This window comes from Micromonospora sp. C81 (assembly GCF_018070425.1).
Taxonomy (GTDB): Bacteria; Actinomycetota; Actinomycetes; order Mycobacteriales; family Micromonosporaceae; genus Micromonospora; species Micromonospora zamorensis.
In genome coordinates, this window is record NZ_JAGPXS010000007.1 from 83,891 (window position 1) to 104,732 (window position 20,842).

Sequence of the window (20,842 nt, forward strand, 5' to 3'; positions counted from 1 at the left end):
CGACGTACTCGACCCGTTCGAGTCGAAAGGCCCCGTCCCTCATGTCGCATACCCCCCTTGCGCGTTCCCTGTCTCCCCGCCTGATCGCCGCGACGACAGCCGTCCTGCTACCGCTGGGCCTGCTCGTCGCCGCGCCCCTGGCCAACGCCGCCCCCACCTCGGCGACGCCCGGCAACTTCAGCTCCTCGTTTGAGACCGCCGACCCGCAACCCGCCACCAGCACCGTGGAGGTCGGCGCGAACGGAAAACCGGTCCAGGGCAACCTGAGTGGCAAGGTCACCACCCTGCCCGGCAGCCTGCTCGGCCAGGTCAGCGCCGTGACCGCGAGCGACGAGAACCAGCCCCGAGAGATCGCCGCGAACCTCAAGGACGACGACTCGTCGACCAAGTGGCTGATCTTCCAGTCGAGCGGCTGGGTGACCTACCAGCTCGCCAAGCCGGCCACGGTGCTGCGCTACTCGCTGACCTCGGCCAACGACGCACCGTCGCGCGACCCCAGGGACTTCGTCGTCCAGGGCTCCAACGACGGCAGCACCTGGACCGACTTGGACAAGCGCGTCGGCCAGACGTTCAGCGGCCGGTACGCCACCAACAGGTACAGCTTCACCAACACGAGCGCCTACGCCTTCTACCGGCTGAACGTCACCGCGAACTCCGGTGACTCGCTCGTGCAGCTCGCCGACTGGAACATCAGCGACGGCTCGGACGTCCGTCCGCCGGCCACGCCGATGGTCAGCGAAGCCACCGCCGGTCCGAACGGCGGCTACACCACGAAGCCGGACGTCGGGTTCACCGGGCTGGCCGCGCTGCGCTACTCCGGTGGCGCCGAGGGCGACGGCCGGTCGTACGCGACCAACAAGCTGTTCGACGTCAACGTGCCGGTCGGGCCGAAGACCCGTCTGTCGTACAAGATCTTCCCGGAGTTCACCAAGGGCAACGCCCGGTATCCGTCCACCTACGCCGCCGTCGACCTGCACTTCACCGACGGCAGCTACCTGAGTGGGCGCTCGCCCGTCGACCAGCACGGCTACCTGCTCACCGGTGCCGGCCAGGGCGCGTCGAAGGTGCTCTTCGCCGACCAGTGGAACCTGGTGCAGGCCGACCTCGGCACCATCGCCCGTGGCAAGACGATCGACCGCATCCTGCTGGCGTACGACAACCCGCAGGCCACCGGGGACACCCAGTTCCAGGGGTGGCTCGACGACATCGAGCTGACGGCCGCGCCGACGTCGATCGACGGCACGAAGCTGACCAACTACGTGGACACCCGCCGGGGCACCAACTCGACTGGCGGTTTCTCGCGCGGCAACAACCTGCCGATCACCGCGGTGCCGAACGGCTTCAACTTCTTCACCCCGGTGACCGACGCGACCTCCAACTCCTGGGAGTACGAGTACCACCGGATCAACAACGCAGCCAACCTGCCGATGTTGCAGGGGCTCGCGATCTCCCACGAGCCCAGCCCGTGGATGGGTGACCGCAACCAGATGTCGGTCATGCCCGTCGTCGGTGGCGGTTCCCTCACCGGCCAGCCCGCCAGCCGCGCGCTCGCCTTCAGCCATGACGACGAGACCGCGCAGCCGGACCTCTACCGGGTCACGCTCCAGAACGGCCTGGTCGCGGAGATGTCGCCCACCGACCACGCCGGGATCATGCGGTTCACCTTCCCCACCGGGCAGGCGACCGGAAGTCTCGTCTTCCACAACGGCACCTTCACCATCGGCACGGACGGCACCCTCACCGGCTGGGTCGACAACGGAAGTGGCCTGTCGGCCGGTCGTAGTCGCATGTTCGTGTCCGGTGCCTTCGACCAGGCGCCGACGGCGACCGCCGCGACCTCGGCCACCTTCGACGTCTCCACCACCCGGGAGGTGACGATGCGCCTCGCGACGTCGTTCCTCTCCGTCGACCAGGCGCGCCGCAACCTCGATCTGGAGGTCACCGGCAAGAGCTTCGAGCAGGTCCACGCCGCCGCGACGGCGATGTGGAAGGACCGGCTCGGCCGGGTCGAGGTGCGCGGCGCCACCGAACCGCAGCTGGTCTCGATGTACTCGAACCTGTACCGGCTGAACCTCTACCCGAACTCGCAGTCGGAGAACACCGGCACTGCCGACGCGCCGCGCTGGCAGTACGCGAGCCCGGTCTCGGCGCCGACCGGCGCGTCGACCCCCACCCAGACCGGTGCGAAGATCGTCGACGGGCAGATCTACGTCAACAACGGCTTCTGGGACACGTACCGCACCGTGTGGCCCGCCTACGCGCTGCTGTACCCGGACGTCGCCGCCCGGATCTCCGACGGGTTCGTCCAGCACTACCGCGACGGCGGTTGGATCGCCCGCTGGTCGTCTCCCGGCTACGCCGACCTGATGACCGGCACCAGCGCCAACGTGGCTCTGGCCCAGGCGTACCTCACCGGGGTCAAGCTGCCCGACCCGCTCGCGGCGTACGACGCGGCCGTCAAGGACGCGACCGTCGCGTCCGGGCGCAGCGCGGTCGGACGCAAGGGCATCGAGACGTCGCTGTTCCTCGGCTACACGCCGACCTCCACCGGGGAGTCGGTGTCGTGGGCGCTGGAGGGCTTCATCAACGACTACGGCATCGGCAACATGGGTGCGGCCCTCGCCAAGGACCCGGCCACGCCGAAGTCGGAGCGCGCCCGGCTCAAGGAGGAGTCGCGCTACTTCCTGGAGCGCGCCCGCAACTACGTCCACCTCTTCGACCCGAAGTCGAAGCTCTTCCAGGGTCGCGACGCCGCCGGTAACTTCCTCGCCGGCGACCCGCTGGACTGGGGTGGCGTCTACACCGAGACCAACGGATGGAACTTCGCCTTCACCGCCCAGCAGGACGGTCAGGGTCTGGCCAACCTGCTCGGTGGGCAGAAGGCGCTGCGGGACAAGCTCGACACGTTCTTCTCCACCCCGGAGAACGCCGACCGACCCGGCGGGTACGGCGGCGTCATCCACGAGATGATCGAGGCGCGCGCGGTGCGGATGGGTCAGCTCGGCATGAGCAACCAGCCGTCGCACCACATCCCGTACATGTACAACTTCGCCGGCGCGCCGGCGAAGACCCAGGCGACGGTACGGGAGATCCTGCGGCGCCTCTACGTCGGCAGCGAGATCGGCCAGGGCTACCTGGGCGACGAGGACAACGGCGAGATGTCGTCGTGGTACATCCTCAGCTCGCTGGGCATCTACCCGCTGCAGGCCGGGTCGTCCGAGTGGACCATCGGTTCGCCGCAGTTCACGAAGATGACAGTGCGTCGCACCACTGGCGACATCGTCGTCAACGCGCCGAGCAACAGCACCCGCAACGTCTACGTGCAGGATGTCAAGGTCAACGGCAAGAAGCAGCGCGGTCTGTCCCTGGACGTGGCCGCACTCGCCAAGGGCGGCACCATCGACTTCCAGATGGGCCCCAACCCGTCCTCCTGGGGCAGCGGCAGGAACGACGCGCCGCCGTCGCTGACCAGGGGTGACCAGGCGCCGAAGCCGTTGCAGGACACCACCGGCCCCGGCCTCGGCACCGCGACCGCAACCGGCGGTCAGGACGCCTCGAAGCTGTTCGACGACTCGTCCACCACGCAGCTGACCTTCACCTCGGCGACCCCGCAGATCTCCTGGGCGTTCCGTGGTGGAAAGCAGAAGCCGACGTACTACACCGTCACGTCCGGGGCGAGTGCTGGCGATCCGGCGGACTGGCGACTCCAGGGCTCCAACGACGGCATCACGTGGACCACAGTGGACTCCCGCAGGGACCAGGTGTTCCGGTGGCGCAGTCAGACCCGCCCGTACACGATCGACAAGCCGGGTCGGTTCGCGCAGTTCCGTCTCGCGGTCACGAAGACCGTCGGCGCCGCGCAGACCAGTCTCGCCGAGATCGAGTTGCTCGCCGGTGGCGACGTGGCCATCGGAGGCGGCGACATCGCGGTGACCGCCGCGTCCGGCGTGCACGCGACGTCCGGCGTACCGGTCTCGGTGCCGCTGGCGTCCGTCACCGGTGGCACCGCGACCGGTTACCGGGCCACGATCGACTGGGGTGACGGCACACCGGTCACCGAGGGCACCGTGACGCTGAGCTCGCGGGCCGTCTACAACATCGGTGGGTCGCACACCTACGCCACGCCGGGCTACCACCAGGCGAACGTCACGGTGACCGACGGCGAGAGCCAGAGCTCCGCGACGGTCGGCGTCGAGGTGGCGTACGCCCCGACCTCCGGCCTCACCGCCGCGTTCGACACCGTCTGCGTCGGTGACGAAGGCGTCCTCGCGGCGGACTGCGACGCCAAGTCGTGGGCGTACTCGCGGGCCGCCCTGGCGGCGGGCGGTGCGACGCAGGGCCAGCGGCAGCAGGTCCCGGGGACGGCGTTGCAGTTCACGCTGCCGGTGATCCCGGCCGGGCAGCCGGACAACGCCACCGGCAACGGTGCGACGGTCCTGCTCGACCTGCCGGAGGACGCGAAGAGCATCTCCTTCATCGGAGCCGGAACGCAGGGCAACCAGAGCACCACCGGCACGGCGAACTTCAGTGACGGCAGCACGGCCAGCATCCCGATCCAGATGAGCGACTGGACGCTGGGCGGCAACGCCAACGGCACTCCGTCCTACGGCAACATCGTCGTTGCCCGGACGGCGTACCGATTGAACGGCACGAGCCGGGACGGCGCCCAGCCGTTCCTGTTCGCGACCGCGCCGTACCAGATCCCGGCGGGCAAGACGCTGGTGTCGGTGACCCTGCCGACGCAGACCGGTGACCCCCGCACGGCGGGCCGGATCCACGTGTTCGCCGTCGCCAACGACGGCACGCCGGCCCCCGCGCTGGCCACTGTCGCCCCGAAGGACCAGACGGCGAACGCCGGGCAGGCCCTCGCGGCGAACCTCGGTTCGGTGACCGGCGGCGTTCCCGGCACGACCGGCTACCGTGCCCGCGTCCAGTGGGGTGACGGCACGGCTCCGGACGACGTAACCATCGGTGCGTCCGGTGCGATGAGCGGGCAGCACACCTACACGCGGGAGGGCACCTACACGGTGCACGTCACCGCGTGGGACACGCTGTCGAGCAGCACCGAGGCCTTCACCATGACCGTCGCGCGGGGCGGCTCCCAGCCGACGATCGCGCTGTCCGCTGCCGGCGCAGTCACCACCGGCGGCACTGTCACCGTCGACGGCAGCGGGTTCGCCGCCGGTGAACAGGTGACCGTCAGCGTCGGCACCGACCCGGCCCGGGCCACGAAGGTCGCGGCCTCCGCGACGGGCACGGTCCGCGTCTCGGTCCCGACCTCCGGCGACGCACAACCCGGCCGGTACGCGGTCACCGCGACGGGCGCGTCGACGCGGACGCCGGCCACCGCCACCGTCCAGGTGACCGGGCAGGCCCAGGCGCCGACCTACCAGCCGCGGGTGGCACTGCTGACCACCTCGGGTCCGCGTGGCACGTCGATCACCATCGACGGTTCCGGGTTCGTTCCGAACGAGGCGGTCACGATCACCGTCGGGAACGGCCTCGCGGTCAGCACGGTTCGCGCGAACGGTGACGGTGTCATCTCCGGCGCGACGGTCAGCGTTCCGGGTGCGGCGAAGGCGGGCGCGACCAGCGTCACGCTGAGCGGTGAGAAGTCGGCGACGAAGGTGTCCCGGCCGTTCACCGTCACCGGCTAGCACTGAGCCGGGGACAGCGCAGCAGGGTGGGGCGGGCCGTGATCACGGCCCGCCCCACGCGCTTGTCGCGCAACCACTGTTAGCGTCGTCTGCCATGGCCGATCACGCGCTGCTCGCCTCGGGGCGCGACGCCGACGTCTACGTGCTCGACGAGTCGCGGGTGCTGCGCCGCTACCGGCAGGGCGGGGACAGCGCGCCCGAGGCGGCGTTGATGGCGTACGTCGCGGCCGCCGGCTACCCGGTACCCGTGGTGTACGAGGCCCGAGGGCCCGACCTGGTGCTCGAACGACTCGACGGCGAGACTCTCCTGGTGTCGATGCTCACCGGGCGCACCGGCATCGGCGCCGCCGCCGACCTGCTCGTGGGCCTGCACGACCGCCTCCACACCCTGCCGGCCCGCTTCAGCGTCGACCCGGCGGACCGCGTCCTGCACCTCGACCTGCACCCACAGAACGTCATGGTGACCTCGCGCGGGCCAGTGGTCATCGATTGGCGCAATGCGACCGAGGGGCCGGCCGACCTGGACGTGGCCATGACCGCTCTCATCCTCGCCGAGGTGGCGGTCAGTCAGGACCCGCAGGTCGCCGATCTTGCCCGGGACGGCCTCGACGCCTTTCAGCGACGCGCGCAGCCGCCCCGGGCCAGCCAACTACGGCGTGCGGTGGGTCAGCGCCGGGTCGATCCGGCGCTGACCGCCGTCGAGAAGTCCGCCCTGGGCCGTGCCGCCGCACTGGTCCAAACTCGGGAGGGTTGAAGCAGACCGTCCACCCGCGCTCAGCTCACTGCGGGCCCTGGATTCATGACCACACCATCGCGGAGTCGACCCACCTCGGCTCCGCGCCCAGTCGGAGTTGCCAGCGCGTGCCCTGGCTGGTGAGCCGGACGATCGCCAACGGCTCCACGTCCAGCTGTCGGTACGTCGCCATCGGCAGCCCGAGGGCGTGCACGACCGCGACCCGGATCACCAGCGGGTGGGTGACCGCGATGACGCGCCGGCCTGCTCGGTGCTGCTCGTCCAGCCAACTGCCGACCCGATCCCGCACGGCCGCGACGGACTCACCGCGGTGCGGTGCCGAGTTCGGTGCGGACAACCAGTCGTGTAGCGCCTGCGGATGCGTGCCGGCGATCTCCTCAAGCGACCGTCCGGACCAGTCGCCGTAGTCGCAGTCGGCCAACGCCGTCTCGATCGTCGGCAGCAGACCGAAGGCGGCGGCGGTCTGCCGGGCCGCCGTCGCTGGGCTGCACAGGCAGGTGTCGTGCATGCCGAGGTGCCCACGCCGGTCCGGATCCGCGTGGGCCTGGGCGAGGGCGGCGCGCAGACCGCCCTCGTCCAGGCCGTCGTCGGGTCCGCCGAAGCGGGCCCGGCGCAGGGCGGCGGTGTGACCGTGGGCGACCAGCCGGAGGCTGGTGGCGGTCACGTGCTGGGCAGCGCGGTGCCGACCCGGCGACGCCGCTCGTGGTGCATCAGGGCCGCGAACAGCAGGCCGATCCCGGTCCAGAGCACCACCTGGGTGCCGAGGGAGGCCAGTCGGAAGTTCCACAGCAGCGTCGCGGGGAAGTCGGTGGGGACCTCCTGGAACGACGGAAGCACCACGTAGGACGCGACGGTGACCAGCAGGAAACCGCCGACGGCTGCGGCGACGCGTTGCCACAGTGGCGCCTGCGCGCCGACCGACCGGTAGCCCAGCGAGCCCGCCCACACGGCCACCAGACCGAGCACCACCATCAGCAGGTAGGTGACGGTGCGTTGGTTGATGGTGGCCGGGTCGCCGACCGCCGGCGGGTTAGCCGGGTACTTGAGGAACGGCACGATCACCGCGCCGAGCAGCGCCGCACCGGCCAGCAGCAGGCCGGAGCGCCCGTCGTCGTCGGTCCGTCGTCGACGGGCCAGCAGGACGTACGCCGTGGCCAGCAGACCGCCCATCGCGGCGCCGAACAGTGCGGTGGCCAGGAAGAGCCCGCCGCGCTGGCCGCTCCGGGTGACCAGGGCCTCGTCGTGCTGGTGCCCGCCAGCGGCGGGTTCGGCGTGCGAGGCCGCCTCCTCGATAGCGATGGCGGCCTCGACGTGCGGTTCGCCGGCGACGTAGGCGAACGTTCCGGCGATCAGGCCAGCGATCAGGCCGGCGAGCAGGCCGCGGACGAGGACGGCGAGGAACGGGGGAGCGGTGGTGGCGTTCAGTGGCACGGAACACCGAGCAGGTGCCGGCCGTCGTGCATGAGCTCGTGCAGGTACGTCCCGCTGCGCGACACCGCACCCTGGTCGAACGCGACGAGGTAGGCCAGCAGGGTGAGCGCGACGACGGTCGCCAGGACCGTCCACAGAAGACGCGTGGTGCCAGCGGGATTCACCAACGGCTGGCTGGACGTGGAGCTGGACATATGATCACGAACCTCCCCGGGGATGACGCGTCCCCATCGCAAGGCTGCGGACGACCGAGCGTCCTGGCTCGCGGGCCCCATTTTGAGGTGGGGGAACCGCTCACAGTGGCGCGACCGCGCCGGAATCACACCGGCTTCCCTCGCGTCGCCGCAGATAGTGGGTCGACGGTATCGGTGCCGCCGCAGGCGGTCAACCCGGCCCCGCAGTGGGTGAGGCACCTGCGCCCGAGGACTCAGCGCCGCCCGATTCGTCAGATCAAACCCGATCGCTGGCGGCGGGCATCGTCCGCCGCCGCCGAACCCGACGCGACGGCGAAGCTCTTCGAGCCGGTGGCCGGGTGGACGGCGCGGCCTGGACGACTGTGGAACCGCGGCCCGCTGTCGAGCACGCGCTCGACAGCGATCGGCCGGGCCGGCCGATTTTCGGCTCGGACCGGCCGGTGTGTCTGCTCGCCGCCTCGTGCACCGGCTGAGTCGGAACGAGGCGAGCGCGGCAGGCGTCGAAGGCATAGCATGTTATCGATAACAATCGGATTGTGGTTCGTTGGCTCGCGGGGCGGCCATCGACAACAGATCATGCCGTTCTGGTCGGACGTCGGGCTCCGAAGGCTCGCGTAACGACGGCAAAACATGGTCGCAAGACCTTGGCAACACACGTACGTGCATGGCATGGTAACGCCTGATCAAGGGAAACATCCGACCTATCTCCATGGGTGGTGCGGGCCCCGAGTCCGTCTCTCCCTGCCGAGGAGGCTCGGCCGGTCACCGGTGCTCCGCTCGCCGACGGCTCTCCCGTCGCGTGCGGCGCCACGCTTGGGGAGGTCAGGGCCGACGATGAGCACCGTCGAGGCAACCACCGGCACGCAGCACGGCACGCCCAGCGACTGGTTCCGGGAACGGATCTCCCACGCCGTCTCCGAGCTGACCGCCGCCACCGCGCTCGTCGTGCTGTTCATCGTGTTGAGTTTCGCCAGTCCCTACTTCCTGACCGCGGACAACCTCTTCAACATCGGTGCGCAGACCGCGGTGATCGCCATCATCGCCACGGCGCAGACGATGGTCATCATCACGAAGGGCATCGACCTCTCCGTGGGATCGGTCGCCGCGCTCGCCGGCGTGGCGGGGGCGATGGTCGTACGCGACCTCGGCTTTCCACTCTGGGCGGCGACGGCGGTCGCGATCGGCGTCGGCGCACTGGCCGGGCTGCTCAACGGGCTGCTGGTGACCGTGGCTCGGATCCCACCGTTCATCGCGACGCTGGGAACGATGTCCGTCGGACGAGGGCTCGTCTTCATCATCACCGGGGCGGTCGGCGTCTACGGCCTGCCCCGATCCTTTCAACTGCTCGGCAACGGGGAGATCGTCGGCATCCCGCTCGCCGTGGTGATCACCGTTCTGGTCGCCGTCGGTGTCGCCTTCCTGCTCTCCCAGACCCGCTTCGGCCAGTACACGTACGCGATGGGCTCCAATCTGGAGGCCGCACGCCGGTCGGGCATCCGCGTCGGTCGGCACCTGACCGGCGTGTACGTGCTGGCGGGTGTGCTGGTCGGTCTGGGCGGCATGATCGCGGCCTCCCGGGTCAACTCCGGTCAGCCGAACTACGGGATCTCGCTGGAGCTCGACGTCATCGCCGCCGCGGTCATCGGCGGGGCCAGCCTCTTCGGAGGTCAGGGTCGGATCGTCGGGACCATCATCGGCGCGTTCCTCATCGCCCTGGTCCGCAACGGCGCCGTCCTGCTCGACATCAGCATCCACTACCAGCAGGTGATCGTCGGCCTGATCATCTGGGCCGCCGTCTACTTCGACCAGTACCGCCGCCGGCGGCTGGAATCACGGGGTTGACATGCCATTTCGAGAGTCCGAACGAGGAAGGACACACACCATGGCACACACCACCACCAGCCGGCGGGCACGAGGGCCACTCCTGCGCGCGCAGGCGATTCTGGCCGTGGCCGCGGCGACCGCTCTGCTCAGCGCCTGCGGCGGGGTCGAGGTCCGAGACGGAGGCGACGGCGCGACCAAGGACGCGAGCGGGCCGTTGAAGCTCGCCGTCGTCCCGAAGGCGGTCGGGGCCGACTACTGGAACACGGTGAAGGCGGGTGCCGAGTGCGCCGCGCAGCGCGCGGGTGACGTCACCGTCCAGTGGGACGGGGTCACCACCGAGACCGATGTCGAGGGTCAGGTCAACCTGATCCAGAACTACGTCACCAAGAAGGTCGACGGCATCGTCTACGCGGCCACCGACTCCAGTGCGCTGGCGCCCGCCACCGACAAGGCGCTCGCCGCGAACATCCCGGTCGCGATGATCGACTCCGGCACCAGCCCGCAGCCGTCGAACGTGCCGCTGTTCGCCACCGACAACCGCGCGTCGGCCACCGAGGCGGCGAAGCTGCTCGCCACCGAACTCGGCCCCGGCAACCACGAGGTGGCGCTGGTCGAGTTCCAGCCCGGTTCGCAGACCAACACCGAGCGGGTCGACGGCTTCAAGGCCGGTCTCGCCCAGTATCCGAACCTGAAGCTGGTCGGCCAGCAGCCCAGCCGCAGTGACGTCAACGAGGCACGACGCGTCACCGAGAACATCCTCACCGCCAACCCCAACCTCGCGGGCGTCTTCGCTGCCAACGAGCCGAGTGTGCTCGGCGCCGCGCAGGCCATCCAGGCGGCCGGCAAGTCCGGCAAGGTGGTCATCATCGGGTGGGACGCCGCCCCGGACGAGATCGCCGGGGTACGCAGCGGCCAGATCTCCGCGCTGGTCGTGCAGAACCCGTTCAAGATGGGCTACTTCGGCGTCGACAAGATGGTCAAGCACCTGCGGGACAAGGCGCCGCTGGCGTCGGCCGACACCGGCGTCACGTTCGTCACCAAGGAGAACATCGACTCCGCGGAGATCAAGGCGGTGCTCGAGCCCAGCTGCGCCAACCCCCCGGTGCAGTGATGGGTACGACCCCGACGGCCACCGCCGACAGCGACCGGCAGCCCACCGCCGACGAGCCGCCGGTCCTCGAAGCCCGTGGCATCGTCAAGCGGTTCGGGCACGTCGAGGCGCTGCGCGGCGCCGACTTCACTGTCCACCGGGGTGAGGTCGTCGCGCTGATCGGCGACAACGGCGCCGGAAAGAGCACCCTCATCAAGACGCTGTCCGGTGTGCACCCGCCCGACGAGGGCGAGATCCGGGTCGGTGGTCGTCCTGTCCGGTTCTCCACCCCGGTCGACGCCCGGCGCGCCGGGGTGGAGACCGTCTACCAGGACCTCGCCGTCGCCGACGACCTCAGCGTGGCCGCCAACCTGTACCTCGGGCGGGAGATCCTGCGCTCCGGGCCGCTGGGTCGGCTCGGGCTGCTCGACAAGCGCGCGATGCGGCTGGGCGCGGCCGCCGCCCTTGACGAGCTGGGCGTACGGATCCCGCGGGTCACCACCCCGATCGCGATGTTGTCCGGGGGGCAACGGCAGTGCGTCGCGGTGGCCCGCGCCATCATCTGGGCGACCAACGTGGTCATCCTCGACGAGCCCACCGCCGCACTCGGTGTCGTCCAGACCGGGCGGGTGCTCGACGTGGTCCGGCGCGCCCGCGACGCCGGCATGTCGGTGGTGCTGGTGAGCCACAACATGCCTCAGGTGCTCGAGATCGCCGACCGGGTCGAGGTGCTGCGCCTCGGTCGGCGGGCGGCCCGACTGCGCGCCGACGAGGTCACCACCGACGACCTGGTGGCGGCCATGACCGGGAGCACCAGTGTGGAACGCGACGAGCGGTGACCGTGGCCGTCGACCGCGTGGGCGGTCACGACCGCGCGGTGTCGGAGCCGGCCTCGGCGTCGTCGGGCAACCCGTACAACGACTCCTCCACCCCAATCAGGTGGTTGGCCATCCGGATACGGGCCCGCTCCGGGTCACGTGCCGCAAGGGCCTTGAGGATCGCCACGTGTTCGTCGTGGGTGCGCCGGTCCGCGCCTTCCTCGTGCAGGCTCCGCCACAGCCGGCCCCGCACGGTGCGCCCGGCGAACGCCTCGATCAACCCGATGAGCACCGGATTCTCGGCGTGCACCGCGATGATCCGGTGGAAGGCGATGTCGATCTCGAGGATGCGCTCGTGGTCCTGCGGTGACTGGCCGACCATCCGGGCCGCCTCGGCGAGCAGGTCACCGGCCTGGGCGAGGGCCTCGTCGGTCATCCTGGTCGCCGCCAGTTGGGCGGCCTCGCACTCCAGCAGTCGCCGGACGGTGTGGATGTGCCGGGGGTCGCCCTGGCCCTGGAAGTCCACCACGAAGCCCATCGGGGCCAGCAGTTGCGGCGCGTCGAGGTTGGTGACGTAGGTGCCGTCACCCTGGCGGATGTTGACGATGCCGAGGATCGACAGAGCCGACATGCCCTCGCGCAGCGAGCCGCGCGAAACGCCGAGCGACTCGGCGAGGTCCTTCTCGATGGGCAGTCGGTCCCCGGGCTTGAACTGCCCTTCGAGGATCATCCGCTTGATGCCGTTCACCACTTCGTCGGTGCGCGACATGACACCCCCTAGCGGCCGGCGGGGGTGGCCGTCCCACCCGCGATCACGTACGGCTCCGAGGATGACACGGTAGTCGGGTCCGACGCCGCCCAGTAGTGGCCGTCGGGAAACCGGTAGAGCGCGACCGACTCCTGACGCATCCGGGTGGAGTAGCCGGGCTGGCTGGGCAGGACGTAGCCGCTGCCCGAGCCGGTGTCCCGGACGACGCACGGGTCGGTGAAGTGCTCGTGCAGGTGGTCGACGAACTCGGTGACCCGGTCGGTGAGATCCCCGGAGATCGCGACGTAGTCGAGCACCGACACGTGTTGGACCATCTCGCAGAGCCCGACTCCGCCGGCGTGGGGGCACACCGGCACGTCGAACTTCGCGGCGAGGAGCAGCACGGCGACGATCTCGTTGATGCTGGCCAGCCGACCGGTGTCCAGCTGGCAGAAGTCGATGGCCCCGGCCTGGAACAGCTGCTTGAACATCACCCGGTTGTGACAGTGCTCGCCGGTGGCCACGCCGATGGGAGCGACAGCGCGGCGGATGGCCGCGTGGCCCAGGATGTCGTCGGGACTGGTCGGCTCCTCGATCCACAGGGGTGTGAACTGGGCGAGGGCGTTGACCCACTCGATGGCCTGACCGACGTCCCAGACCTGGTTGGCGTCGATCATCAGGTTGCGGTGCGGGCCGAGGATCTCCCGGGCGATGCCGCAGCGGCGGATGTCGTCGTCGAGGTTGGCGCCCACCTTGAGCTTGACGTACCCGTAGCCGGCGTCCACCGCCTCCTGGCAGAGCCGGCGCAGCTTGTCGTCGCCGTAGCCGAGCCAGCCGGCCGAGGTGGTGTAGGCGGGGTAGCCGGTGCGGTCGAGCTCGGCGAGGCGGTCGGCCCTGGTGCTCTCCTTGGCCCGCAGGATGGCCAGTGCCTCGTCCCGGGTCAGCGCGTCGGACAGGTAGCGCAGGTCCGCGATGTCGACGAGTTGCTCGGGGGACATGTCGACGAGCAGTCGCCACAGCGGCTTCCCGGCGAGCCGGGCGACCAGGTCCCATGAGGCGTTCAACACGGCGGCGAGGGAGAGGTGGACGACGCCCTTCTCCGGCCCGAGCCACCGCAGTTGGCTGTCGGAGGTGAGGAGTCGGTAGACCGCGCCCATGTCCGCGGCCATCGTCGCCACGTCCAGGCCGACCAGAAGCTGCGCCTGGTGCACCGCGGCCGCGGCGACGATGTCGTTGCCTCGACCGATGGTGAAGGTCAGCCCGTGACCCGCGAGCGGCACGCCCACGCTGTCGACACCGTCGGTGTGCAGGATGACGTACGCCGCCGAGTAGTCGCCGTCCTTGTTCATGGCGTCGGACCCGTCGGCGGTCAGTGAGGTGGGAAAACGGACGTCCTCGACGGTGACGGCGGTGATCTGCGGCATGCGCTCCTCGCCCGGCTAGGCAAAAGATCGGATGATCACCCGGAGTATACGGAGGGCGGTTCTGACGCGTCAACGACCTTGATCCACCCTGAAGGACGGACATCCATCGTCTCGGGGCCGTCGAGCCTGGTCAATGTCCGAACCTGATCCACTGTGCCCATTGGCGCGATACATCAAATCTTTGCCGGTGTCGCCGGCCCGTGGGTTGCGTCGCGCCGTGAGTCGCACCGCCTGCGGCTGCTGCTGCCATCGACGCGCCTCGCCGGCCGGGACGAACCCGCCCCGGTGCGGCTGGTGATCACCGTCACCGGCCCGGCCGCGACACGCCGGGACCGACATGTGGGGTGTGACAACGCCTGCATCCCTATATATGGTGTCGAGCGCAGCTGGTTCGACCGCTCATCCGGTGCGGTCGAGGCAAGAGGGAACCCGGTGGAAATCCGGGACTGTCCCGCAGCGGTGAGTGGGAACGACCGCCGTCATCAGCACTGGGCCACCAAGTGGCCTGGGAAGCGACGGCCAGTAGGAGACCGGCCAGCCCGGTTGTGCCCACGAGTCCGAAGACCTGCCAGCGCGCCGCGTACCCGCACCCGGGTGGGCGGCGGTCCGAGGCCGCGTGGGACGGCTGACGCCACCTGACCCACGCCGTGCGGCGTGGCGTCCGTCGGTGTCTGTCTCCTCGCGTCCGGGCCAACAGGTCTCGAACTCCGAGGAGCGAGTGGTGACAGTCACCGAGGTAGTCCCCGTCAGCGGCGACGCGACAGTGCGGCGGACGCCGATGCAGGTCCGCAAGCGCAACGGCGCCACCGAACCCGTGGACGTGAACAAGATCGTCCGGGCGGTCGAGCGGTGGGCCGACGACCTGACCGACGTCGACCCGATGCGCGTCGCCACCCGCACCATCAGCGGCCTGTACGACGGCGCGACGACGGCCGAGCTGGACCGGCTGTCCATCCAGACCGCGGCCGAGATGATCGGCGAGGAGCCGCAGTACTCGCGCCTCGCCGCCCGGCTGCTGGCCGGTTACGTCGACAAGGAGGTGCGTCGGCAGGGCGTCACCTCGTTCAGCGCGGCGATCCGGGTCGGCCACGCCGAGGGCCTGATCGGAGACGACACCGCCGCGTTCGTCGCCGCACACGCCACGATGCTCGACGCCGCCGTCGATCCGGACGGTGACCGGCGATTCGAGTACTTCGGCCTGCGTACGGTGGCCGATCGGTACCTGCTGCGCCACCCCACCAGCAGGCTGGTGCTGGAGACCCCGCAGTACTGGCTGCTGCGGGTGGCCTGTGGTCTGTCCACCACGCCCGACGAGGCGACCGGTTTCTACCGGCTGATGTCCAGCCTGGCCTACCTGCCCAGCTCGCCGACGCTGTTCAACTCCGGCACCCGGCACACCCAGATGTCCTCCTGCTATCTGGTCGACTCCCCGCTCGACGAGTTGGACTCGATCTACCAGCGGTACGCCCAGGTCGCCAACCTGTCCAAGTTCGCCGGCGGCATCGGCATCGCGTACTCCCGGGTGCGGTCCCGGGGCGCGCTGATCCGCGGCACCAACGGGCAGTCCAACGGGATCGTGCCGTGGCTGCGCACGCTGGACGCGAGCGTCGCCGCGGTCAACCAGGGCGGCCGGCGCAAGGGCGCGGCCTGCGTCTACCTGGAGCCGTGGCACCCGGACGTCGAGGAGTTCCTGCAACTGCGGGACAACACCGGCGAGGACGCCCGACGCACCCACAACCTGAACCTCGCCAACTGGGTCCCGGACGAGTTCATGCGCCGGGTCGAGGCCGACGAGATGTGGTCGCTGTTCGACCCGCACGAGGTGCCCGAGCTGCCCGACCTGTGGGGTGAGCGGTTCGACGCCGCGTACCGCGAGGCCGAGGCGCAGGGCCGCTATGTGCGGCAGGTCCCTGCCAGGGAGCTGTACGGGAAGATGATGCGGACCCTGGCCCAGACCGGCAACGGGTGGATGACCTTCAAGGACGCCGCCAACCGGTTGTGCAACCAGACCGCCGAGCCGGGCAACGTGGTGCACCTGTCCAACCTCTGCACCGAGATCGTCGAGGTGTCCAGCGACGCCGAGACCGCCGTGTGCAACCTCGGTTCGGTGAACCTCGCCGCCCACCTCACCGACGGTGGCATCGACTGGGAGCGGCTGCGCGCCACGGTCCGTACCGCTGTGACGTTCCTGGACCGGGTCATCGACATCAACTACTACCCGACCTCGCAGGCGGCGGCGAGCAACCCCCGCTGGCGACCGGTCGGGCTCGGGCTGATGGGCCTTCAGGACGTGTTCTTCGCGCTGCGGCTGCCGTTCGACTCGCCGGCCGCGCGGGAGCTGTCCACCCGGATCAGCGAGGAGCTGTACCTGACCGCGCTGGAGACCTCCGCCGACCTGGCGCGTCGCTTCGGCGCGCATCCGACCTTCGCGCAGACCCGGGCCGCGCGGGGTCAGTTGCAGCCCGACCTGTGGGGCGTCGAGGGCACCCAGACCGCGCGCTGGGACGCGCTGCGCGAGCGGGTCGAGGCGTACGGGCTGCGCAACTCACTGTTGGTGGCGGTCGCCCCGACCGCGACCATCGCCTCGATCGCCGGGTGCTACGAGTGCATCGAGCCGCAGGTGTCGAACCTGTTCAAGCGCGAGACCCTGTCGGGGGAGTTCCTGCAGGTCAACACCGCTCTGGTACGCGAGCTGAAGGCCCGCGGTCTGTGGACCGAGCGGATCCGGTCGGCGATCAAGCGGGCCGAGGGGTCGGTGCAGGACATCGCCGAGCTGCCGGCCGGCGTACGGGAGTTGTTCCGCACCGCGTGGGAGCTGCCGCAGCGCGCTTTGATCGACCTGGCCGCGGCCCGTGCCCCGTTCATCGACCAGTCTCAGTCGCTGAACCTGTTCCTGGCCGCACCGACCATCGGCAAGCTGTCCTCGATGTACCTGTACGCCTGGAAGGCCGGGCTGAAGACCACCTACTACCTGCGCTCCCGCCCCGCCACGCGGATCCAGCAGGCCACCGTAAGCGCTGTCGCACCCGTCGCACCCGTCTCCGTCGACGCGGAGGCGCTGGCCTGCTCGCTGGAGAACCCCGAGTCGTGCGAGGCCTGCCAGTGACCGCCGCCGACACCCGCACCACCGACACGAGGACCACGCACATGCTGCTCGACCCCGGGATGGACCTCACCCTCCGCCCGATGCGCTACCCGCACTTCTTCGACCGGTTCCGCGACGCCATCCGCAACACCTGGACCGTCGAGGAGGTCGACCTGCACGCCGACCTCGCCGACCTGGACAAGCTGTCGCCGGCCGAGCGGCACCTGGTCAGCCGCCTCGTGGCGTTCTTCGCCACCGGCGACACGATCGTCGCGAACAACCTGGTGCTCAACCTGTACCAGCACGTCAACAGCCCCGAGGGCCGCCTCTACCTGTCCCGGCAGCTGTTCGAGGAGGCCGTGCACGTCCAGTTCTACCTCAACCTGCTCGACACGTACGTGCCCGACGAGACCGAGCGGTTCGCCGCCTTCGCCGCCATCGAGAACATTCCCTCGATCCGTCGCAAGGCCGAGTTCTGCTTCCGTTGGATCGACTCGCTCAACGACCTGCGGGAGCTGCGGTCCCGGGAGGACCGACGGACGTTCCTGCTCAACCTGATCTGCTTCGCCGCCTGCATCGAGGGGCTGTTCTTCTACGGCGCCTTCGCGTACGTCTACTTCCTGCGCTCCCGTGGCCTGCTGCACGGCCTGGCCTCCGGCACCAACTGGGTGTTCCGGGACGAGTCGATGCACATGGCGTTCGCGTTCGACGTTGTCGACACCGTCCGCGCCGAGGAACCGGACCTGTTCGACGACGACCTCGCCGACCAGGTTCGGCAGATGCTCACCGAGGCCGTCGAGTGCGAGGTGCAGTTCGCCGAGGACCTGTTGGGCCACGGTGTGCCCGGTCTGACGCTGACCGACATGCGGGAGTATCTCCAGCACGTCGCCGACCGTCGCCTCGCCCAGCTCGGCATCGCCCCGCACTACGGGTCGACCAACCCGTTCGCCTTCATGGAGTTGCAGGACGTGCAGGAGCTGTCCAACTTCTTCGAGCGGCGCGTCTCGGCGTACCAGGTCGGGGTGAGCGGCACCGTCGCCTTCGACGACGACTTCTAGACGACCGATCCCGGGGCCTGGCGTCGCTTGGTGAGCCACCGCATCACGTGCAGGGGGTGCGACGCCGGGTCCGGAATCGGGTGGAAGACCTGTTCGACAGCGCCGTCGGCGATGATCAGCGTCAACCGCTCGTAGAGCGTCATGTCACCGGCGGTGCGGGTCGGCAGACGCAGCGCGTCGGCCAGCGTCAGCCTCGGGTCGGGGATCAGCGGGTAGGGCAACCGCAGCCGGTGCGCGAGTTCCCGCTGGTATCCGGTCGACTGCGCGGACAGGCCGTACACCCGGGCGGCGCCGGCCGCGCGGAGTTCCGCGTGGTGGTCGCGGAACCAGGCGGCCTGCTCGGTGCTGCCCCGGGCGCCATGGACCTCCAGCAGCCCGTTGGGCAGGTCGACGCCCGGCCGTCCGGTCAGTGGGTACACGAAGATGACGGTGCGTCCGTCGCCGAGCGCACCGAGATCGACCGGGCGGCCGTCGGTGCCGTAGAAGGACAGGGGTGGCAGGCGGGTGCCGACCAGCGCGGTGGGGTCTGTGCCGACCGCCGCGCTGCCGGGCACGACCTGGGTCGCGGCCGCGTCGAGGCGGGCGTCCAGCGCATCCCGCTGGGCGGTCAGCTTGCCGATCCGCTCCTGCAGGCCGGTGATGGTGCTGCGGTACGTGGCCACCGCAGCCGCGCACACGTCGGCGTCGTCGGCGCCACCGGCGATCGACTCGACGAACGGGCGGGTCTCCTCGACGGTGAGGCCGAGCGCCATCAACTCGCGGATCTGTGCCACCAGCCGCACCGCGATCGCGTCGTACTCCCGGTAGCCGTTGCCCAACCTCCGGGGCACGACCAGCCCGGCCGACTCGTAGTACCGCAAGGCCCGGACCGTGGTCCCGGTCCGTCGCGCCAGCTCACCCACCCGCATCCCGCGACCCTAAACCCGCACCCTGGGGTACGGGTCAACGTGTCCATCGTCGCGGTGCCAGGACCGCCGTTTCCTGCCAGTCTGGCGGCGAAAAGGCATCGTGAACAGGGAGTGTGTGATGACGGCAATCAGTCGGGTACGTGGTCGGCAGATTCTCGACAGCAGGGGCAACCCGACCGTGGAGGCCGACGTGGTCCTCACGGACGGATCGACCGGGCGGGCGGCCGTGCCCTCCGGGGCGTCGACGGGGACGAACGAGGCGGTCGAGTTGCGCGACGGGGATCGCACGCGCTTCCACGGCAAGGGCGTCACGACGGCGGTCGGCGCGGTGAACGGTGAGATCGCCGACGCGGTGACCGGGCTCGACGCGGAGGACCAGGCCCTGATCGACGAGACGATGATCGCGCTCGACGGGTCGAAGGACAAGGGTCGACTGGGTGCCAACGCGATCCTCGCCGTGTCCCTGGCGGCGGCGAAGGCGGCGGCGCTGGCGCACCGGCAGCCGCTCTACCGCTACGTCGGTGGCGTCGGGGCTCGCCTGCTGCCGGTGCCGATGATGAACATCATCAACGGCGGCGCACACGCCGACAACCCGCTCGACTTCCAGGAGTTCATGATCGCTCCGGTCGGAGCGCGGACGTTCGCCGAGGCGGTCCGGATGGGCTCGGAGGTCTTCCACACCCTCCGGGCGTCCCTGGCGGCGGCCGGGCACAGCACCAACGTCGGGGACGAGGGCGGCTTCGCGCCGAACTTCACGGATGCCGACGAGGCGCTGCGTTTCGTGCTGCGCGCCATCGAGGACACCGGCTACGAGCCCGGCACCGACATCACGATGTGTCTCGATCCGGCCAGCTCGGAGTTCTTCCGCGACGGCGTCTACGACTACGTCGGCGAGGGGCGCGAGCGCACCGTCGAGGAGCACGTCGACCACCTGCTCGACCTGGTCTCCCGCTACCCGGTCAGCTCCGTCGAGGACCCGATGGCGGAGGACGACATCGCCGGTTGGAAGCGGCTGACGGCGCTGGCGGGGGAGCGGGTGCAGTTGGTCGGCGACGACGTCTTCTGCACCGACGTCGACCGGCTGCGCGACGGGATCGAGGGCGGTTACGCCAACGCGATCCTGGTCAAGGTCAACCAGATCGGCACGCTCACCGAGACCCTGGCGACGGTGGACGCCGCCCACAAGGCGGGGTACCGGGTGGTGATGTCACACCGCTCCGGGGAGACCGAGGACACCACCATCGCCGACCTGGCCGTGGGCGTCGGCTGCGGCCAGATCAAGACCGGCTCGTTGTCGCGCTCGGACCGCACGGCCAAGTACAACCAGCTCATCCGCATCGAGGAGGAGCTCGGCGACCGCGCTGTCTACGCCGGCAGCCGCTGAGGCACGGGACCGCGCCGGCTGCCGTGCCGGTGCCGTGCCGCCCGCTGGTCAGGTCGTCTGGCTCAGCTCGGCGAGGAGCTTCTCCACCCGGGCGCGGATCTCGTCGCGGATCGGGCGGACGGCGTCGACTCCCTTGCCGGCGGGGTCCTCCAGCTGCCAGTCCTCGTAGCGTTTGCCGGGGAAGACCGGGCAGGTGTCGCCGCAGCCCATCGTCACGATGACGTCGGAGGACTCCGCTGTCGCGTACTCCAGACGTCTGGGGGTCTGGTCGGTGATGTCGATGCCGACCTCGCGCATGGCCTGCACGGCGGCGGGGTTGACCGTGTCGGCCGGCGCGGAGCCGGCCGAGCGGACCTCGACGGTGTCGCCGGCGAGGTGGCGCAGCCAGCCGGCGGCCATCTGGGACCGGCCGGCGTTGTGGACGCAGACGAACAGGACGCTGGGCCTGGTGCTCATGAGGGGTTGCC

The 20,842-nt window shown here is 70.1% G+C and carries 15 protein-coding genes and 2 riboswitches; of the genes, 8 read left to right on the forward strand and 7 right to left on the reverse strand.

Going from position 1 to position 20,842, the window contains the following annotated elements:
* Window positions 1-41 precede the first annotated feature (41 nt).
* Window positions 42-5,657 (forward strand): GH92 family glycosyl hydrolase, encoded by a 5,616-nt coding sequence (locus tag KBX46_RS14070; protein ID WP_210792838.1) that lies wholly within the window; start codon window positions 42-44, stop codon window positions 5,655-5,657.
* Window positions 5,658-5,751: 94 nt separating this feature from the next.
* Entirely contained in the window at window positions 5,752-6,411 is a 660-nt protein-coding gene (locus KBX46_RS14075) for a phosphotransferase (RefSeq protein ID WP_210792839.1), read from the forward strand.
* Between the two features lie 43 nt (window positions 6,412-6,454).
* Here the strand turns inward: KBX46_RS14075 and KBX46_RS14080 are convergent, their stop codons facing one another.
* From KBX46_RS14080 to KBX46_RS14090, 3 genes are read right to left on the reverse strand one after another with little or no spacing between them, the layout of a single operon-like run.
* On the reverse strand, window positions 6,455-7,075 hold the full coding sequence (locus KBX46_RS14080) for a histidine phosphatase family protein (RefSeq protein ID WP_210792840.1): 621 nt from the start codon (window positions 7,073-7,075) through the stop codon (window positions 6,455-6,457).
* The gene (locus tag KBX46_RS14085) at window positions 7,072-7,842 is read right to left on the reverse strand and encodes a CbtA family protein (RefSeq protein ID WP_210792841.1); all 771 of its coding nucleotides are present in this window, start codon (window positions 7,840-7,842) and stop codon (window positions 7,072-7,074) included. Before KBX46_RS14085 ends, KBX46_RS14080 begins: the two co-directional genes overlap by 4 nt.
* Window positions 7,833-8,036 (reverse strand): CbtB domain-containing protein, encoded by a 204-nt coding sequence (locus KBX46_RS14090; protein ID WP_088947809.1) that lies wholly within the window; start codon window positions 8,034-8,036, stop codon window positions 7,833-7,835. The genes KBX46_RS14085 and KBX46_RS14090 overlap by 10 nt, the downstream gene beginning before the upstream one ends.
* 58 nt (window positions 8,037-8,094) lie before the next feature.
* Window positions 8,095-8,175: riboswitch (cobalamin riboswitch) on the reverse strand.
* Window positions 8,176-8,870: 695 nt separating this feature from the next.
* On the opposite strand from KBX46_RS14090, the gene KBX46_RS14095 reads away from it, so the two are divergent.
* The 3 genes from KBX46_RS14095 to KBX46_RS14105 are packed head-to-tail and all read left to right on the forward strand — an operon-like array spanning window position 8,871 to window position 11,789.
* On the forward strand, window positions 8,871-9,878 hold the full coding sequence (locus KBX46_RS14095) for an ABC transporter permease (protein WP_210792842.1): 1,008 nt from the start codon (window positions 8,871-8,873) through the stop codon (window positions 9,876-9,878).
* A gap of 40 nt (window positions 9,879-9,918) precedes the next feature.
* Entirely contained in the window at window positions 9,919-10,971 is a 1,053-nt protein-coding gene (locus tag KBX46_RS14100) for an ABC transporter substrate-binding protein (RefSeq protein WP_088947811.1), read from the forward strand.
* A complete protein-coding gene (locus KBX46_RS14105) occupies window positions 10,971-11,789 on the forward strand; it encodes an ATP-binding cassette domain-containing protein (protein ID WP_247667507.1) in 819 nt (272 codons plus the stop codon). The genes KBX46_RS14100 and KBX46_RS14105 overlap by 1 nt, the downstream gene beginning before the upstream one ends.
* A gap of 25 nt (window positions 11,790-11,814) precedes the next feature.
* Here KBX46_RS14105 and KBX46_RS14110 read toward each other — a convergent pair whose 3' ends face one another.
* Together KBX46_RS14110 and KBX46_RS14115 are read right to left on the reverse strand one after the other, a co-directional pair.
* Window positions 11,815-12,537, reverse strand: coding sequence for a FadR/GntR family transcriptional regulator (locus KBX46_RS14110; RefSeq protein ID WP_210792843.1), 723 nt, complete (start codon window positions 12,535-12,537; stop codon window positions 11,815-11,817).
* A gap of 8 nt (window positions 12,538-12,545) precedes the next feature.
* Window positions 12,546-13,940 (reverse strand): enolase C-terminal domain-like protein, encoded by a 1,395-nt coding sequence (locus KBX46_RS14115; protein ID WP_210792844.1) that lies wholly within the window; start codon window positions 13,938-13,940, stop codon window positions 12,546-12,548.
* Window positions 13,941-14,310: 370 nt separating this feature from the next.
* Window positions 14,311-14,528: riboswitch (cobalamin riboswitch) on the forward strand.
* Window positions 14,529-14,718: 190 nt separating this feature from the next.
* Between KBX46_RS14115 and KBX46_RS14120 the strand changes: the two genes are divergently transcribed.
* Both KBX46_RS14120 and KBX46_RS14125 read left to right on the forward strand, forming a co-directional pair.
* Window positions 14,719-17,046, forward strand: coding sequence for a ribonucleoside-diphosphate reductase subunit alpha (locus tag KBX46_RS14120; RefSeq protein ID WP_247667533.1), 2,328 nt, complete (start codon window positions 14,719-14,721; stop codon window positions 17,044-17,046).
* Window positions 17,047-17,087: 41 nt separating this feature from the next.
* The gene (locus KBX46_RS14125; protein WP_210792974.1) at window positions 17,088-18,083 is read left to right on the forward strand and encodes a ribonucleotide-diphosphate reductase subunit beta; all 996 of its coding nucleotides are present in this window, start codon (window positions 17,088-17,090) and stop codon (window positions 18,081-18,083) included.
* Here the strand turns inward: KBX46_RS14125 and KBX46_RS14130 are convergent.
* Entirely contained in the window at window positions 18,080-18,991 is a 912-nt protein-coding gene (locus tag KBX46_RS14130; RefSeq protein WP_210792845.1) for a MerR family transcriptional regulator, read from the reverse strand. The two genes, KBX46_RS14125 and KBX46_RS14130, sit on opposite strands and share 4 nt — an antisense overlap.
* A 118-nt stretch (window positions 18,992-19,109) precedes the next feature.
* Here KBX46_RS14130 and eno point away from each other — a divergent pair, with 118 nt between their 5' ends.
* On the forward strand, window positions 19,110-20,375 hold the full coding sequence (eno, locus tag KBX46_RS14135) for a phosphopyruvate hydratase (RefSeq protein WP_210792846.1): 1,266 nt from the start codon (window positions 19,110-19,112) through the stop codon (window positions 20,373-20,375).
* 48 nt (window positions 20,376-20,423) lie between these two features.
* Here eno and KBX46_RS14140 read toward each other — a convergent pair whose 3' ends face one another.
* Window positions 20,424-20,831, reverse strand: coding sequence for an arsenate reductase ArsC (locus KBX46_RS14140; protein WP_210792847.1), 408 nt, complete (start codon window positions 20,829-20,831; stop codon window positions 20,424-20,426).
* Window positions 20,832-20,842 lie beyond the last annotated feature (11 nt).

What these genes read in the sequence shown, in the direction of transcription:
- KBX46_RS14070 (WP_210792838.1), top strand. Translation starts at nt 42, where the DNA reads ATGTCGCATACCCCCCTTGCGCGTTCCCTGTCTCCCCGCCTGATCGCC.
- KBX46_RS14075 (WP_210792839.1), top strand. Translation starts at nt 5,752, where the DNA reads ATGGCCGATCACGCGCTGCTCGCCTCGGGGCGCGACGCCGACGTCTAC.
- KBX46_RS14090 (WP_088947809.1), bottom strand. Translation starts at nt 8,036, where the DNA reads ATGTCCAGCTCCACGTCCAGCCAGCCGTTGGTGAATCCCGCTGGCACC.
- KBX46_RS14095 (WP_210792842.1), top strand. Translation starts at nt 8,871, where the DNA reads ATGAGCACCGTCGAGGCAACCACCGGCACGCAGCACGGCACGCCCAGC.
- KBX46_RS14100 (WP_088947811.1), top strand. Translation starts at nt 9,919, where the DNA reads ATGGCACACACCACCACCAGCCGGCGGGCACGAGGGCCACTCCTGCGC.
- KBX46_RS14105 (WP_247667507.1), top strand. Translation starts at nt 10,971, where the DNA reads ATGGGTACGACCCCGACGGCCACCGCCGACAGCGACCGGCAGCCCACC.
- KBX46_RS14110 (WP_210792843.1), bottom strand. Translation starts at nt 12,537, where the DNA reads ATGTCGCGCACCGACGAAGTGGTGAACGGCATCAAGCGGATGATCCTC.
- KBX46_RS14115 (WP_210792844.1), bottom strand. Translation starts at nt 13,940, where the DNA reads ATGCCGCAGATCACCGCCGTCACCGTCGAGGACGTCCGTTTTCCCACC.
- KBX46_RS14120 (WP_247667533.1), top strand. Translation starts at nt 14,719, where the DNA reads ATGCAGGTCCGCAAGCGCAACGGCGCCACCGAACCCGTGGACGTGAAC.
- KBX46_RS14125 (WP_210792974.1), top strand. Translation starts at nt 17,088, where the DNA reads ATGCTGCTCGACCCCGGGATGGACCTCACCCTCCGCCCGATGCGCTAC.
- KBX46_RS14130 (WP_210792845.1), bottom strand. Translation starts at nt 18,991, where the DNA reads ATGCGGGTGGGTGAGCTGGCGCGACGGACCGGGACCACGGTCCGGGCC.
- eno (WP_210792846.1), top strand. Translation starts at nt 19,110, where the DNA reads ATGACGGCAATCAGTCGGGTACGTGGTCGGCAGATTCTCGACAGCAGG.
- KBX46_RS14140 (WP_210792847.1), bottom strand. Translation starts at nt 20,831, where the DNA reads ATGAGCACCAGGCCCAGCGTCCTGTTCGTCTGCGTCCACAACGCCGGC.